The sequence below is a fragment of the Klebsiella sp. CN_Kp066 genome (assembly GCF_040065135.1).
Classification (GTDB): domain Bacteria; phylum Pseudomonadota; class Gammaproteobacteria; order Enterobacterales; family Enterobacteriaceae; genus Klebsiella; species Klebsiella oxytoca.
The window spans coordinates 12,399-28,291 of the sequence record NZ_JBEAIU010000003.1 but is presented as its reverse complement, the minus strand read 5'-3'; the positions used below and the strand labels follow the sequence as shown (position 1 = coordinate 28,291).

The window sequence follows — 15,893 nt, the reverse complement described above, 5'->3', positions numbered from 1 at the left end:
AGCGCACAGTGCAGCAGAGTTTCCCGGAGGCGATGCTGCGCATCTGTCCGGGCTATCAGACCCTCAGGGGGTTCTGAACAGATCCAGCAGCGTGGCGACCTGCTCATCAATGGGCGTTAAATCACGCTTAACGATCAAATGCAGCGGCGTGGCGCGCCGCGCGCCGTGTCCCAGCGGCAGCATCTTCAGCACTCCTTGCTGTAGCTGAGGGCGAATACGCTCCTCCGGCAGCCAGCCGAAACCGACCTGGTACAGCACCGCATCAATGGCGGCATCAATGGTGGAAAAGGTCCATGCATCGCGGGAGGATTGCGGATCGCTGCTGCGATCGGCGATGCGCACCAGCGGCCAGGGGGCCAGCGCGTTATCATCCAGCGGCCCCTGCAGCGCGGAGAGCGGATGCTCGCGATGGGCGACGGCGACAAAATCAATGTTCATCAGCCATTCGCCGCGGCCGGTAATATCCTGGCGGCGGGTCAGCACCATCACGTCCGCCTCGCTGCGGGCCGGATGTTCCTCTTCAACGTTTTCCAGCACTTCGGTCAGCCTGACCTGGGTCTGCGGATAGCGCTGTTGAAACTGGCGCAGAATGGCGAACAGCCGCTCGCGCGGAAAAATGCTGTCGACCACCAGGTCCAGTCGGGTCCGCGTGCCGTCGCGCAGGGTGGCGGCATGGGTTTCGACGTAAGCGAAGGCCTGCAGCAGCGGTTTAACCTGGCCAAGCAGCAGCTCACCCGCCGGGGTCAGCACCGCGCGACGGCCCGATGGCGTGAGTAGCGTGACGCCGAGGCGCTCCTGCAGCAGCGCGAGATTATAGCTCACCGACGACTGACTGCGGTGGGTCTCTTCCGCCGCCTTCGCGAAGCTACCCAGTTCGACCACCTTTTCCAGCAGCGCCCATTGTTCCAGCGTAGTCTTGTGCATGATTCATCTAAAAAGTGAATGAGTTTAATCCAAACATAGCGTTATTCATCCATTTTTTAAAGCAGTATGCTTGTTCTCAACAAATAGAGGAGAACAAATTATGAGCACATTCGACAAACATGACCTGAGCGGTTTTATCGGTAAACATCTGGTTTATACCTATGATAATGGCTGGAACTACGAAATTTACGTGAAAAACGCCACCACTCTGGATTACCGCATTCACAGCGGCATCGTCGCGAATCGTTGGGTGAAAGATCAACAGGCTTACATCGTTCGCGTTGGTGAAAGCATCTACAAAATTTCCTGGACCGAACCGACCGGTACCGACGTCAGCCTGATCGTAAACCTCGGCGACAAACTGTTCCACGGCACTATCTTTTTCCCACGCTGGGTGATGAATAATCCGGAAAAAACCGTCTGCTTCCAGAACGATCATATCCCGCTGATGGTTTCCTACCGTGAAGCCGGCCCGGCGTATCCGACGGAGGTGATTGATGAGTTTGCCACCATCACTTTTGTGCGCGATTGCGGCGCGGATAATGACGAAGTGATTAATTGCCCGGCTAATGAATTGCCTGAAAATTTTCCTGGCAATCTGTAATAATTTTGAAATAGTTTAGTGATTCGACTGGATTTTTTATATTTGGTCATCCATGTTTAAAAATGGCTAATTGAAAGCTGGTTTAACTTCCGTTTACTTTTCCCCACTGCGTTCCCGCTATTTCGCTATATGGCGGGAACATCATGCCTCCTTACCTTACTCTGAATGCCTTCGTACCTTATTGAATTTAAACATAATTACCATTCACATTTAATTAATATTAATTTCTTAATATTATCCTAAGCAAACCTGTCTAGATTTAATAACATCTGAATACAAAGTAATGAAACGCGGCATCGGACTGATTTGCTTTCATTTTCATTTTGTTTAAGTCAGCAGGTGCAGGATATTTCTTATCGACCCCGTCTTTAGTCGGGTCATTTACAGAACAGGAAAATGATGAGCGATTTTTTGCCGTTTTCGCGCCCGTCGATGGGCGACGCAGAGCTGGCTGCGCTGCGTGAAGTTTTGCAATCCGGCTGGATCACCACCGGACCGAAAAATCAGGCGCTGGAAGAAGCGTTTTGCGCATTAACCGGCAACCGCCACGCCATCGCCGTCAGTTCGGCGACCGGCGGCATGCACGTTACGCTGATGGCGCTGGGTATCAGCGCCGGCGATGAAGTGATCACCCCTTCGCAGACCTGGGTCTCCACGCTGAACATGATCTGCCTGCTCGGCGCGACGCCGGTGATGATCGATGTCGATCCCGATAACCTGATGATTACTCCCGAAGCGGTTGAAGCGGCGATCACTCCACGGACCAAGGCGATCGTCCCGGTGCACTATGCGGGCGCGCCGGTGGATATCGACGCCATTCGCGCGATTGCCGAGCGTCACGGTATTCCGGTGATTGAAGATGCTGCCCACGCGGCAGGGACGTACTACAAAGGCCGTCACGTCGGCTGGCGCGGCACCGCCATTTTCTCATTCCATGCGATCAAAAATATGACCTGCGCCGAAGGCGGGCTGGTTGTAACCGACGATGATGAACTGGCCGCACGTATTCGCAGCCTGAAGTTCCACGGCCTCGGCGTAGATGCTTACGATCGGCAGACCCTGGGCCGCGCCCCGCAGGCGGAGGTGATTTCGCCGGGCTTTAAATACAATCTGGCGGATATCAACGCCGCGCTGGCGCTGGTGCAGCTGGACAAGCTTGCCGCCGCCAATCAGCGCCGTGCCGCCATTGCGCAACGCTATCTCCGCGAGCTGGCGGATACGCCTTTCCGGCCGCTGGCGGTGCCGTCATGGGAGCATCAGCACGCCTGGCACCTGTTTATTATCCGCGTTGATGAAGCCGCCTGCGGTATCAGCCGCGATGCCCTGATGGAAAAACTGAAGGCCATGGGCATTGGCACCGGTCTGCACTTCCGCGCCGCGCATACGCAAAAGTATTACCGCGAGCGTTTCCCCGACGTTTCATTACCGCATACGGAATGGAACAGCGCGCGCATTTGTTCCATCCCATTGTTCCCGGATATGACCGACGACGATGTCACTCGGGTCATTTCCGCACTGCACCAGCTGTCAGGACGTTGATATGTTTAGCTATCCTCCCGTGAAAAAGGTCTCGGTCGTTATTCCTGTCTATAACGAGCAGGAGAGCCTGCCGGAGCTTATCCGCCGTACCGATACCGCCTGCGCGACGCTCGGTCGGCAGTATGAAATTCTGCTGGTCGACGATGGCAGCAGCGATGACTCGGCGCGAATGCTGACCGAAGCCGCTGAAGCCGAAGGCAGCCATGTAGTTGCGGTACTGTTGAACCGCAACTACGGCCAGCACTCGGCAATTATGGCGGGTTTTAGCCACGTCACCGGCGACCTGATCATCACCCTCGATGCTGACCTGCAAAACCCGCCGGAAGAGATCCCGCGCCTGGTGGAGAAGGCCGACGAAGGCTACGACGTTGTCGGTACCGTGCGTCAGAATCGCCAGGATACCTGGTTCCGTAAAAGCGCCTCCAGGATGATCAATCGTCTGATTCAGCGCACCACCGGTAAAGCGATGGGCGATTACGGCTGCATGCTGCGCGCCTATCGCCGCCATATTATCGACGCGATGCTTAACTGCCATGAGCGCAGTACCTTTATCCCGATTCTGGCGAATACTTTTGCCCGTCGCGCGGTGGAGATCCCGGTGATGCACGCCGAGCGCGAGTTCGGTGATTCCAAATACAGTTTTATGCGTCTGATTAACCTGATGTATGACCTGGTGACCTGCCTCACTACCACGCCGCTGCGCCTGCTGAGCCTCTTCGGCAGCGCCATCGCTCTGCTGGGCTTCGCCTTCGGTCTGCTGCTGGTGGTGCTGCGCCTGGTATTTGGCCCGCAGTGGGCGGCGGAAGGGGTGTTCATGCTGTTCGCGGTGCTGTTTATGTTTATCGGCGCCCAGTTCGTCGGTATGGGTCTGCTCGGGGAGTATATCGGCCGTATCTATAACGACGTTCGCGCCCGTCCCCGCTACTTTATTCAACGTGTTGTTCGCCAGCCGGAAACGGCATCTCAAGAGGAAGATCGTTCATGAAAGCCGTAGTCTTCGCTTATCACGATATGGGTTGTGCAGGTATTCAGTCTCTGTTGGATGCCGGTTATGACATCGCCGCCATTTTTACCCATCCGGATAACCCTGGCGAAAACCATTTCTTTGGCTCCGTGGCGCGCATTGCCGCGGAACAAGGTATTCCGGTATGGGCGCCGGAAGATGTGAATCATCCGCTGTGGATCGAACGTCTCCGCGAGATAAAACCGGACGTGCTGTTCTCGTTCTATTACCGCAATCTGCTGTGCGAGGACATTCTGAATATCGCGCCGCAGGGGGCTTTTAACCTGCATGGTTCCCTGCTGCCGAAATACCGCGGCCGCGCGCCGCTGAACTGGGTGCTGGTCAACGGCGAAAGCGAAACTGGCGTGACGCTGCACCGTATGGTGAGCCGCGCCGATGCCGGGAATATCGTAGCGCAGAAAAGCGTAGCTATCGGCGAGGATGAGGCGGCGCTGGCCCTGCATCGTAAACTCTGCGCTGCGGCGTCGGACCTGCTGGCTCAGGCGCTGCCCGCGATCCGCGATGGCAAAATCGAAGAGCGCGCGCAGGATGAAAGCCAGGCGACCTGGGTCGGTCGCCGCACGCCGGAAGACGGTCGCCTCGACTGGGATCACTCCGCCCGGAGCCTGCATAATCTTGTGCGCGCGGTTTCCGATCCATGGCCGGGCGCGTTCGGCTATGCTGGCGCGAACAAGTTTATCGTCTGGAAGTCCCGCGTACGTGACGATCTACCCGCCGCCAAAGCGGGGACCGTGCTTTCCGTCACGCCGCTGGTCGTCGCCTGTCAGGAAGGGGCATTAGAAATCGTCACCGGGCAGACCGAGCGCGGCGTTTATATGCAGGGTACGCAGCTGGCGCAGGCGCTGGGGCTGGTAGCCGGAGCGGTGCTGAGCAGCAAACCGGTCGTGGCGATTAAGCGGCGCACCCGCGTGCTGATCCTCGGGGTGAACGGTTTTATCGGCAACCACCTGACCGAGCGTCTGCTGCAGGACGACAACTACGAGATTTACGGACTGGACATTGGCTCAGACGCCATCAGCCGTTTCCTCGACAACCCGCGTTTCCACTTCGTTGAGGGCGATATCAGCATCCACTCCGAGTGGATCGAGTATCACATCAAGAAGTGCGATGTGGTCCTGCCGCTGGTGGCGATTGCCACGCCAATCGAATATACCCGTAACCCGCTGCGCGTGTTTGAGCTGGATTTCGAAGAGAACCTGAAGATTATCCGCGACTGCGTGAAGTACGATAAGCGCATCATTTTCCCGTCGACCTCGGAAGTGTACGGCATGTGCACCGACAACAATTTCGATGAAGATGCCTCTAATCTGGTCGTCGGGCCAATTAACAAACAGCGCTGGATCTATTCGGTCTCCAAGCAGTTGCTGGATCGCGTGATCTGGGCCTACGGCGATAAGAACGGCCTGAAGTTTACCCTGTTCCGTCCGTTCAACTGGATGGGGCCGCGCCTTGATAACCTGAACGCCGCGCGTATCGGCAGCTCTCGCGCCATTACCCAACTGATCCTCAACCTGGTAGAAGGCTCGCCGATCAAGCTGATTGAAGGCGGGAAACAGAAGCGCTGCTTCACCGATATCAGCGACGGTATCGAAGCGCTGTTCCGCATCATTGAGAACAAAGACGGCCGCTGCGACGGGCAGATCATCAACATCGGTAACCCGGATAACGAAGCGAGCATCAAAGAGCTGGCGGAAATGCTGCTGGCCTGCTTTGAACGTCATCCGCTGCGCGACCGTTTCCCGCCGTTTGCCGGTTTCCGCGAAGTGGAAAGCAGCGATTATTACGGGAAGGGTTATCAGGACGTCGAGCACCGTAAGCCCAGCATTCGCAACGCGAAACGCTGCCTGAACTGGGTGCCGACGGTCGAAATGGAAGAGACCGTGGAACATACCCTGGACTTCTTCCTGCGCACGGTTGAATTGACGGACAACGGCAAATCATGAAACAGGTCGGCTTACGCATAGATGTCGATACCTTTCGCGGCACGCGGGACGGGGTCCCGCGGCTGCTGGCTCTGCTGAGCCAGCACGGGATTCAGGCAAGCTTCTTTTTCAGCGTCGGGCCGGACAATATGGGGCGTCATTTATGGCGCCTGATAAAACCGAAATTTCTGTGGAAGATGCTGCGCTCAAAGGCCGCTTCGCTGTACGGCTGGGATATCCTGCTGGCAGGTACCGCCTGGCCAGGGCGCAGGATCGGCGCGGGCAATGAAGAGGTTATCCGCGCCGCCGCGCAGGAGCATGAAGTCGGTCTGCACGCCTGGGATCACTATAGCTGGCAAACGTGGAGCGGAGTCTGGCCGCAGGAGAAGTTGACGCTGGAGGTGGAGCGCGGGCTGCTGGAGCTGGAGCGGATCATCGGTCGTCCGGTGACCTGCTCCGCCGTTGCCGGCTGGCGTGCCGATCAGCGGGTCATTAAAGCCAAAGAGGCGTTTGATTTCCTCTACAACAGCGACTGCCGGGGAATCGCCCCTTTTCTGCCGCAGCTCGGTAACGGCGCTTCCGGGACCGTGCAGATCCCGGTCACCTTACCCACCTGGGATGAAGTGGTCGGCAGCGCGGTCGATATTGCGGGCTTCAATCGCTATCTGCTGGATTGCATCCACCGCGATAAGGGCACCCCGGTCTATACCATCCACGCTGAAGTGGAAGGGATCGCCTTTGCGCAACAGTTTGACGAGCTGCTGACCATGGCCGCTCAGCAAGAGATTCGTTTTTGCCCGCTAAGCCAGCTGCTGCCCGCCGATTTTAGCGCGCTGCCGCGAGGCAAGGTGGTTCGTGGTGAATTAGCCGGCCGGGAAGGCTGGCTTGGGCGTGAACAATTACTGAATTCGGGTGTTTGATGAAAAGCATTCGCTACGGCGCCTCTCTGGTCGCCCTTTTTGTCCTCTACTATTTACTCCCCCTCAACTTCCGCCTGCTGTGGCAACCGGATGAAACCCGCTACGCGGAGATCAGCCGCGAAATGCTGGCGACCGGCGACTGGGTGGTGCCGCACTTCCTCGGTCTGCGCTACTTTGAGAAGCCGATTGCCGGCTACTGGATCAACAGCATCGGCCAGTGGCTATTCGGTCATAATAACTTTGCCGTCCGCTTTGGGGTGGTGTTCTCCATTACCGTCACCGCCCTGCTGGTGGCCTGGCTGGCATGGCGTATTTTCCGCGATAAACGCCTGGCGATTTTGTCGCCAGTCATATTCCTGACCGCGCTGCTGGTCTACGGTATTGGCACCTATGCGGTGCTCGACCCGATGATTACCATGTGGCTGGCGCTGGCAATGTGCAGCTTCTGGGGTGCGGCCCAGGCTCAAAGCCACAGCGGTAAAATCTTCGGCTACGTCTTGCTGGGCGTGGCCTGCGGGATGGGGGTAATGACCAAAGGCTTCCTCGCGCTGGCGGTGCCGGTGGTTGGAGTGCTGCCATGGGTCATTGCGCGTAAACGCTGGCGTGAAGTGCTGACTTACGGCTGGCTGGCGGTGGGCGTCTGCGCGCTGGTGGTTCTGCCGTGGGGGCTGGCCATCGCCAAACGAGAGCCGGACTTCTGGCGCTACTTCTTCTGGGTTGAACATATCCAGCGTTTCGCGGAAAAAGATGCCCAGCATAAAGCGCCATTCTGGTACTACATCCCGTTCCTGATTGCCGGAAGCCTGCCGTGGCTGGCGCTGCTGCCGGGAGCGCTCAAGCGCGGCTGGACCGAGCGCGACGAGTCGCGCGGGGCGCTCTATTTGCTCGGATGGGTGGCGATGCCGTTTCTGTTCTTCAGCATTGCTAAGGGTAAGCTTCCGACCTACATCCTGCCGTGTTTCGCGCCGCTGTCGATTCTGATGGCGCGCTACGCGCTGGATGCGGCAAAGGCGGGGGCGAAAGCGCTGAAAATTAACGGCGTGATCAACCTGGCTTTTGGCCTGATTGGTCTGGTAGCGGTGCTGGTGGTTTCGCCGTGGGGCTTTATGCACAAGCCGGTATGGAGCCATATTGAGCTGTATAAATGCCTGCTGGCGGCGCTAATATTCGGCTGTTGGGCGCTGATGGGATGGCTGGCGATGAAGAATAACGGTCGCCGCTGGACGCTTGCCGCGTGCTGCCCGCTGGGGTTGGCGCTGCTGGTGGGTTTCGCGATTCCCGACCGGGTTATCGACAGCAAGCAGCCGCAGTTTATGGTGGATATCGTGAGCGAATCGTTGACGCCGAGCCGCTACGTGTTGACCAATAACGTCGGTATTGCCGGCGGACTGTCCTGGGAGCTCAAGCGCAGCGATATTATCCTGTTCGACAAGCAGGGCGAGCTGAAATATGGTCTCTCCTGGCCGGATGCACAGCACCAGTTTGTCGATAAGGCGCAATTTGCTGACTGGTTAGCGGCGCACCGCCAGCAGGGGCCGATCTCGTTGGTTCTGCTGATGGATAAAGGAGAGAGTATGGCCGATCTACCGCTACCGAAACCGGATAGCTCTTATGAGCTGGGGCGGGTAGTGTTTATCCAGTACCTGCCGCAATGAGCGTGTGGATCTGTCTGGTTTTCGCCAGCCTGCTGAGCTGCGCCGGACAGCTGTGCCAGAAACAGGCGACCCGCCCGTCCAAATCCGGGCGGCGCGGGCACCATATTCTTGGCTGGCTGGGGCTGGCGCTGCTCTCTCTGGGCTGCAGCATGCTGCTGTGGCTTAGCGTGCTGCAGTCGATTCCGGTCAGCATCGCCTACCCTATGCTGAGCCTGAACTTTGTCTGGGTGACGCTGGCAGCATGGGGGATCTGGCGCGAGCCGGTCGCGCGCCGCCACTGGTTTGGCGTGGCGCTTATCGTCGTTGGGATCGTTATTCTGGGGAGCCGCATCTGATGGGCTTAATCTGGGCGTTATTCAGCGTCGGACTGGTGAGCGCCGCGCAGCTGCTGCGGCGCGGCGCGATGGTCGAGCTGCCGCCGCTGACGGATTTATTTACCTTCCTCAACCATCTGCTGCATCTGCGGGCGGGCACCTTTGGCCTGGCGTTTGGTCTTTTGGGCTACCTGCTGTCGATGGTCTGCTGGTACTTTGCCCTGCATCAGCTGCCGCTGGCGAAAGCCTACGCGCTGCTGAGCCTGAGCTACATTCTGGTCTGGGCCGCCGCCATCTGGCTCCCCGGCTGGCATGAACCTTTCCACTGGCAATCGCTGCTGGGCGTGCTGCTGATTGTCGCCGGGGTGCTGACGATCTTCTGGCCGGTGAAGCGGCAGGGCTAGCCCGGCAGCCTGCTTTTCGGGCGTCCGGGCCCGAGCAGGATGGCTAACTTACTGCCGCCTTTAGTGGTTTCCATCCATATTTTACAGACGCTGGTTAACGGCACCGACAGCAGCATTCCCACCGGGCCAAGCAGCCACCCCCAGACCAGCAATGAGAGGAAAACTACCAGCGTAGACATGCCCAACCGGTGGCCCATCATGCGCGGTTCGAGAATATTGCCGATAATCATATGCACGACTAAAAAGAGCGCGCCAACCAGCAGGCATTCGTAATAACCGTTAAAAAGTAACGCCTGGATCATTGGCGGGACGGCGGAAATCACCGAGCCAATGTTAGGCACATAGTTCAGCAGAAAAGCCAACACGCCCCACATCAGCGCAAACTGAATCCCCATCAGCATCAGTCCTAACCAGATAATCCCCCCTGTCCACAGGCTGAGCAGCGTTTTCAGCGCCAGATAATGCGAGACGCCTTTTAACGCCCGGTGAAGACCGGCGATATGGATTTGCGGGTTGTTCAGTGCAAAGCGGAGTTTATAGGGGACATGACGGACTTCAAACAGCATAAAGACCACGGTCATGACCAGTAAAATAACGCTGGCCATGGCGCCAGAGAGGCCAGTCATCAGGACGGTAGTGAATGTCATTAACTTGTCGGAGTCCATGCGTTGCAGCATACGTTCCGGGGACATGTGAATATGCAAAAACGGCAGCGCCTCCTGCAGGCGCAGGACTTTCGCCGTCAGCTCCTTATTATACTTTGGCAGCATGGCGACGAATTCGTTAACCGACGCGGCCAGCACGCCAATTAACGCGGTAAGTACGATCAGCATCACCACGACCACGATGGTAATGGCTACCGGACGTCTGATACCGCGGCGAATAAACCAGGTGACCAGCGGATTCAGGACAATGGCGAAGAACAATGCCAGTAATAGCTGCACGATGATATCTGCCGCGGCGTGGATACCGGCGAGGATAACCACCAGTGACGCCAGTTTGAGCAGAATATGCATGCCCGTTTTATCGGGCTGAGGGGTTGTCATTCACTCTTCCTTTCTATGATTTTCATTAAGTGTAGCGTCTGGCTTGCTGCCAGGAATCCTAATCTGGCTGCTGATTTATAACGTGCGGCGTGGTAGAAATGAAACACTGTTGTAAAAATCTGGTGGAACCCGATGCCCGAAACCGTCGCTGAACCGGCGCTTAATGGATTGCGCCTCAATCTGCGGATTGTCTCTGTCGTTATCTTTAACTTTGCCAGCTACCTGACCATAGGCCTGCCGCTGGCGGTATTACCCGGCTATGTTCATGATGTAATGGGGTATAGCGCCTTCTGGGCCGGGCTGGTGATTAGCCTGCAGTATTTTGCTACGCTGCTCAGCCGCCCTCACGCCGGGCGCTATGCCGATCTGCTGGGCCCGAAAAAAATCGTTGTTTTTGGCCTGTGCGGCTGCTTTCTGAGCGGACTGTGCTATCTGCTGGCGGCGTTATGCGGCGGCTGGCCCGTGGTTAGTCTGGCGCTGTTGTGTCTGGGGCGCATTATTCTCGGCATCGGGCAGAGCTTTGCGGGCACCGGCTCAACGCTGTGGGGCGTAGGGGTAGTCGGTTCGCTGCATATCGGGCGGGTTATTTCCTGGAACGGGATTGTGACCTACGGGGCGATGGCGATGGGCGCGCCGCTCGGGGTGCTCTGTTACTCGCTGATTGGCCTGCACGGTCTGGCGTTGACGATTATGGTGGTTGCGCTGGTGGCGGTGCTGTGCGCGTTGCCGCGGGCGGCGGTAAAAGCGGGTAAGGGGAAAGCGATGTCGTTTCGCGCGGTGCTGGGGCGCGTCTGGCTCTACGGCATGGCGCTGGCCCTCGCATCGGCGGGTTTCGGCGTTATCGCCACCTTTATCACCCTGTTTTATGATGCCAAAGGCTGGGACGGCGCGGCCTTCGCCCTGACGCTGTTTAGCTGCGCCTTTGTCGGCACTCGCCTGCTGTTTCCCAACGGAATTAATCGCCTCGGTGGGCTGAACGTGGCGATGATCTGTTTTGTCGTCGAGATTATCGGGCTGCTGTTAGTGGGCCTGGCGGAGACGCCGCTGATGGCGAAAATCGGTACTTTCTTTGCCGGAGCCGGTTTTTCGCTGGTGTTCCCGGCGCTTGGCGTGGTGGCGGTGAAGGCGGTGCCGCAGCACAACCAGGGGTCGGCGCTGGCAACCTATACGGTATTTATGGATCTCTCGCTGGGGATCACCGGCCCGCTGGCCGGGCTGCTGATGGCGTGGGCGGGAATTTCATCGATCTATCTGGCGACGGCGGGGCTGGTCGCGGTAGCGCTGCTGCTGGGATGGCGATTAAAAAAACGGCCCCCGGTCAATGAACCGGAGGCCGCGGCGTCAGGCCAGTAGTTACTGGATGACGAGGGTGTTGATAATGTTTTCCGCTTCGGTCTGAGCCTGCTGCTGGTTGTCCGCTGGCAGCGTGATCTGCAGCGTCAGCAGTTTGTCATCAACCTTGCCGAGAAGCACGGAAGACCAGGCGGTCTGGCCCTTAGCGGAGATGATGGTGTCCAGCTGTTGCAGGGTGTGGCCTTTGAGCTCAATGGATTTATTGCTCACGACCTGCAGCTGCGGGTCGCGGCTGCGCTGCTGCTCTTCCAGGCGCTGGCTCATCACCGCCAGCTCTTCATTGGTATTGTCGCCAACAATCACGATCACCGCTTTTTGTCCGGTGGCATCAGAGTAGACGTGCATATTGTTGGCCTGGGTGCCCAGCTTGCCGCTCTGGTCGGTCATACCGGCAGGCAGGGAGAAGCTCAGTTTGCCATCCAGCAGACTAATAGGTTGCCCGCTGGCGTTGCTTTCCGCAGCAGCCCCGGCAGTCGGCGTTTTGGTATCGCTGTTATCACAGGCAGCAAGCCCCATAACCAGCAGGCCAATACCGACATATTTAACCAAATTGCGCATTGACATCTTCCTTTCGATAAACGGCCATTAACGGCTCATTCGCTTATCTTATCACATCGTTTCGCGAGTACTCTTAACCTGGCTGCAATGCGGATAAATCAGATTTATCTGCCAGTTTTTTCAGCAGCATATTCAACAACATGCCGTACATCGGCAGGAAGAATACGATGCTAATCAGCACCTTGAAGCAATAATCGACGATGGCGATTTCCCCCCAGTGCGCCGCCATAAACGGGTCCGGGCTGCGCCAGAAGGCGATAAAGAAGAAGGCCAGCGTATCGCTGATGTTACCGAAAAGGGTGGATGCCGTGGGCGCCAGCCACCAGCGGCGGCTCTGACGCAGGCGGTTAAAGACGTGGACGTCAAGGATTTGCCCCAGCGCGTAGGCCATAAAGCTGGCGGCGGCGATACGAGCGACAAACAGGTTAAAGCTGGTTAAGGCGGCAAAGCCCTGCCACTCGCCCATGTAGAACAGCGCGGAAACCCCGTAGGAGATCAGCAGCGCCGGGATCATCACCGCGAGGATAATGCGTCGCGCCAGCGGAGCGCCGAAAATGCGTACCGTCAGATCGGTGGCGAGGAAAATAAACGGAAAGCTGAACGCGCCCCAGGTGGTATGAAAACCAAAGATGGAGATCGGTAGCTGCACCAGATAGTTACTGGAAGTGATGACCAGCAGATGGAAAAGCGATAGCCAGATCAGCGCTTTTTTACGCTGTACGGTAGTAAACGGACTCATATTGTGACCTTTTTATGCCCGTTATTCTTCAAGCTGCAGATGCGTTAACTTTCCTCGCTCATCCCAGTCACTTACTGATGTAAGCTCCTGGAAATTCGCTGCGTCGTCGCCTTTCTGCAACTCGAATGATTTAGGGCCAGAGAGTTGGGGTGAGGGAACCCAATAAAAACGGCTGCATGATACTGCGTTGCGTGCGTAATGCAATGGTTGTTTTTCGCGCAAACGTTAACCTGGCTTGCGTACTGGCGAACTGGGGGTAAACTAGGGCCGTTTTGTTAATGTGAGATGAAAATGAGCGAACTTTTCTCCAGCCCTGACCATACGCTTGATGCGCAGGGGCTTCGTTGCCCGGAACCGGTGATGATGGTGCGCAAGACCGTGCGTACGATGCCGGTGGGCGAGACGCTGCTAATTGTGGCCGACGATCCGGCGACCACCCGCGATATTCCCGGTTTCTGCCGCTTTATGGAGCATGAGCTACTGGCGCAGGAAACCGAGGCGCTGCCGTACCGCTATCTGATTCGTAAAAGCCACTGAGCCAGGCCTCCCCGGATCGCGGCTGACGCCTTATCCGGGCTACAAAAAACAGACCGCACTAACCTGTAGCCCGGGCAAGGCGCGTCAAGCGCCGCCTCCGGGGCTTGCCCTTACTTCTTACGCAGCAACCGCAGCGCGTTAGCGGTGACCAGCACCGTCGCCCCGGTATCAGCCAGCACCGCTAGCCACAGGCCGGTCAGGCCGAGCAAGGTGGTGACGAGGAAAATGCCCTTCAGACCCAAAGCGATGGCGATGTTCTGCCGGATATTGGCGTGGGTGGCGCGCGCCAGCGAAATCATCTGCGCCAGCCCGGTCAGGCGGTTATGGGTCAATGCCGCATCGGCGGTCTCCAGAGCAACGTCGGTGCCGCTGCCCATCGCGATACCTATCGTCGCCGCTTTCATCGCCGGCGCATCGTTGATACCGTCGCCGACCATGGCCAGCGGCGACTGGGCATTAAGCGCTATCACCGCCTGCACTTTGTCCGCGGGCAGCAGCCCGGCGCGGAACGCCAGTCCCAGCTCGTTAGCGATAGCCGCCGCCGCACGTGGATTATCGCCGGTCAGTATCACTCCCTGAACGCCCAACTGATGGAGCTCATCCACCGCCTGACGGGCATCATCGCGAAGCGTATCGCGCAGCGCCAGAATCCCCAGCAGCGTCTTATCGCGCATTACCAGCACCACGGTTTGCCCGGCGCTCTCCAGCTGCTGAATAGGTTCATCGTACTGCGGATCGCGAGTTTTACCGGCGGCGCAAATCAGCACCTGGCGTCCTTCAACCTGAGCCTCAATGCCGGATCCGGCCAGCGCGCGCTGATCGCTTGCCGACGGAATGACCAGCCGGCGCTGTTCTGCCTCACGCACGATAGCCTGGGCTAACGGGTGGCTGGAGCCTTGCTCCACGGCGGCCGCGAGCGCCAGCAGATCGTTTTCGCTGATGTCTGCGGTCGCCATCACCGCGGTGACGCGCGGCTGGCCGATGGTCAGGGTACCGGTTTTATCAAATGCCACCTGACGCACGCGGCCGAGCTGCTCCAGCGCCGCGCCGCCTTTAATCAGCGCGCCGCGTCGTGCCGCTACCGCCAGCCCGGAGGTAATTGCCGCCGGGGTGGAGATCACCAGCGCGCACGGACAGCCAATCAGCAGCAGCGTTAAGCCTTTATAGATCCACGGCAGCCAGGCGCCCGCAAACAGCAGCGGCGGAACAATGGCCACCAGCAGGGCGACGACCATAATCGCCGGGGTATAGATGCGGCTAAAGCGATCGATAAAGCGCTCAATCGGCGCGCGGCGCTCCTCCGCTTCTTCAATCAGCTTAAGAATACGATCGATAGCGCTGTCGCCCGGTTCGGAGATCACCGTCAGCTGTACCAGATGATCGACGCTGGTGGCGCCGGCCGCTACGCGTTCCCCGGCGTTACGCTCTACCGGTACGGATTCACCGGTCAAAGCGCTCTCATCGAAGCTGGCGAAGGGGGAGAGTAGCTGGCCATCGGCAGGGAGGCGGCCTCCGGCGGCGACTTCAATCACGTCGCCGGGGCGCAGGTCGCGCTGGGCTACGGTTTCACGCACGCCATCGCGCACGCGGATTGCCGTGTCGGGCTTCAGCGCCATCAATGCGCTGACGCCTTGCCGCGCGCGGCTGGCAGCCCATCCCTCAAGACGTTCGCCGATTAAAAACAGTAGCAGGACCATCGCCGCTTCGGCGGTGGCGCCGATAAACAGCGCGCCGATGGCTGCGACGCTCATCAGGGTTTCAATGGCGAACCAGCTTCCGCTTCTGATCAGGCGTATCGCTTGCCGGGCGACCGGCCACAGGCCGACCAGCGTGGTTGCGATGAAGGCGATTTCGCCCAGAGGCGGGCTGAACTGCTCCAGCCCCCAGCTTAGTCCCATCATGATGACCAGCGTGATGAGCGGCAGATTCTCGCGCAGCCACGAGGTGGACTCCTCTGCCCGTGGCGCGTTTTCATCACGCAGCTGATAGCCCGCGGCGCGCACGGCGCTTTCGATTTGCGGACCAACATCGCCCTCGGCGTTGACCAGCAGCTTTTCGGTGGCGAACAGTACCTGCACCTGGCTGACCCCCGGTACCTGGCGAACGGCGGTTTCGACCTTGCGCGCGCAGGCTGCGCAATCCATGCCTTCTACCAGCCAACTAAAGCGTGCGTGCCTCAGAGCCTCGTTTTCCTCGGTGGTTTCGCTGCTGCAGGCGTGGTCCGCGCAGCAGCTTTCCGCCGGCTGCGCGGCAGGGGTAAATTTTAACGATGAGAAGTGTGGGACTTTTTTATCCTGCGATTCTGGAGCCGACATAGGACCCTCCGGGTAATGATAATTTTCTCATTACCCGCA

General features: G+C 58.3%; 15 protein-coding genes. 10 read left to right on the top strand and 5 right to left on the bottom strand.

Going from position 1 to position 15,893, the window contains the following annotated elements:
• Nucleotides 1-63 precede the first annotated feature (63 nt).
• Nucleotides 64-924, bottom strand: coding sequence for a LysR family transcriptional regulator (locus ABLV75_RS02210; protein ID WP_004106612.1), 861 nt, complete (start codon nt 922-924; stop codon nt 64-66).
• A gap of 97 nt (nt 925-1,021) precedes the next feature.
• On the opposite strand from ABLV75_RS02210, the gene ABLV75_RS02205 reads away from it, so the two are divergent.
• The 8 genes from ABLV75_RS02205 to arnF all read left to right on the top strand — a co-directional run bounded on the left by ABLV75_RS02205 (nt 1,022) and on the right by arnF (nt 9,306).
• Nucleotides 1,022-1,528 (top strand): phenolic acid decarboxylase, encoded by a 507-nt coding sequence (locus ABLV75_RS02205; protein WP_024274787.1) that lies wholly within the window; start codon nt 1,022-1,024, stop codon nt 1,526-1,528.
• A 399-nt stretch (nt 1,529-1,927) separates the two neighbouring features.
• Entirely contained in the window at nt 1,928-3,067 is a 1,140-nt protein-coding gene (gene arnB / locus ABLV75_RS02200) for a UDP-4-amino-4-deoxy-L-arabinose aminotransferase (protein ID WP_004106608.1), read from the top strand.
• Between the two features lies 1 nt (nt 3,068).
• On the top strand, nt 3,069-4,052 hold the full coding sequence (gene arnC / locus ABLV75_RS02195; protein WP_004106606.1) for an undecaprenyl-phosphate 4-deoxy-4-formamido-L-arabinose transferase: 984 nt from the start codon (nt 3,069-3,071) through the stop codon (nt 4,050-4,052).
• On the top strand, nt 4,049-6,034 hold the full coding sequence (arnA, locus tag ABLV75_RS02190) for a bifunctional UDP-4-amino-4-deoxy-L-arabinose formyltransferase/UDP-glucuronic acid oxidase ArnA (protein WP_016807572.1): 1,986 nt from the start codon (nt 4,049-4,051) through the stop codon (nt 6,032-6,034). Before arnC ends, arnA begins: the two co-directional genes overlap by 4 nt.
• Nucleotides 6,031-6,933, top strand: coding sequence for a 4-deoxy-4-formamido-L-arabinose-phosphoundecaprenol deformylase (gene arnD / locus ABLV75_RS02185; RefSeq protein ID WP_004106597.1), 903 nt, complete (start codon nt 6,031-6,033; stop codon nt 6,931-6,933). The genes arnA and arnD overlap by 4 nt, the downstream gene beginning before the upstream one ends.
• Nucleotides 6,933-8,588 (top strand): lipid IV(A) 4-amino-4-deoxy-L-arabinosyltransferase, encoded by a 1,656-nt coding sequence (gene arnT / locus ABLV75_RS02180; RefSeq protein WP_348854881.1) that lies wholly within the window; start codon nt 6,933-6,935, stop codon nt 8,586-8,588. The genes arnD and arnT overlap by 1 nt, the downstream gene beginning before the upstream one ends.
• The gene (gene arnE / locus ABLV75_RS02175; protein WP_004106593.1) at nt 8,585-8,923 is read left to right on the top strand and encodes a 4-amino-4-deoxy-L-arabinose-phosphoundecaprenol flippase subunit ArnE; all 339 of its coding nucleotides are present in this window, start codon (nt 8,585-8,587) and stop codon (nt 8,921-8,923) included. The genes arnT and arnE overlap by 4 nt, the downstream gene beginning before the upstream one ends.
• Nucleotides 8,923-9,306, top strand: coding sequence for a 4-amino-4-deoxy-L-arabinose-phosphoundecaprenol flippase subunit ArnF (gene arnF, locus ABLV75_RS02170; RefSeq protein ID WP_348854880.1), 384 nt, complete (start codon nt 8,923-8,925; stop codon nt 9,304-9,306). The genes arnE and arnF overlap by 1 nt, the downstream gene beginning before the upstream one ends.
• Here arnF and ABLV75_RS02165 read toward each other — a convergent pair.
• Nucleotides 9,303-10,352 (bottom strand): AI-2E family transporter, encoded by a 1,050-nt coding sequence (locus ABLV75_RS02165; RefSeq protein WP_047720544.1) that lies wholly within the window; start codon nt 10,350-10,352, stop codon nt 9,303-9,305. The genes arnF and ABLV75_RS02165 overlap by 4 nt on opposite strands.
• 132 nt (nt 10,353-10,484) lie before the next feature.
• On the opposite strand from ABLV75_RS02165, the gene ABLV75_RS02160 reads away from it, so the two are divergent.
• Nucleotides 10,485-11,705, top strand: coding sequence for an MFS transporter (locus ABLV75_RS02160; RefSeq protein ID WP_004106588.1), 1,221 nt, complete (start codon nt 10,485-10,487; stop codon nt 11,703-11,705).
• Here ABLV75_RS02160 and ABLV75_RS02155 read toward each other — a convergent pair whose 3' ends face one another.
• Both ABLV75_RS02155 and ABLV75_RS02150 read right to left on the bottom strand, forming a co-directional pair.
• The gene (locus tag ABLV75_RS02155) at nt 11,706-12,263 is read right to left on the bottom strand and encodes a DcrB family lipoprotein (RefSeq protein WP_004106586.1); all 558 of its coding nucleotides are present in this window, start codon (nt 12,261-12,263) and stop codon (nt 11,706-11,708) included.
• A gap of 73 nt (nt 12,264-12,336) precedes the next feature.
• Complete coding sequence (locus tag ABLV75_RS02150) at nt 12,337-13,002, bottom strand: 7-cyano-7-deazaguanine/7-aminomethyl-7-deazaguanine transporter (protein WP_004106584.1); 666 nt, start codon at nt 13,000-13,002, stop codon at nt 12,337-12,339.
• A 291-nt stretch (nt 13,003-13,293) separates the two neighbouring features.
• Here ABLV75_RS02150 and tusA point away from each other — a divergent pair, with 291 nt between their 5' ends.
• Nucleotides 13,294-13,539 (top strand): sulfurtransferase TusA, encoded by a 246-nt coding sequence (gene tusA, locus ABLV75_RS02145; RefSeq protein WP_004106582.1) that lies wholly within the window; start codon nt 13,294-13,296, stop codon nt 13,537-13,539.
• 110 nt (nt 13,540-13,649) lie between these two features.
• Here tusA and zntA read toward each other — a convergent pair whose 3' ends face one another.
• A complete protein-coding gene (zntA, locus tag ABLV75_RS02140; RefSeq protein WP_047720546.1) occupies nt 13,650-15,854 on the bottom strand; it encodes a Zn(II)/Cd(II)/Pb(II) translocating P-type ATPase ZntA in 2,205 nt (734 codons plus the stop codon).
• Nucleotides 15,855-15,893: the final 39 nt, after the last annotated feature.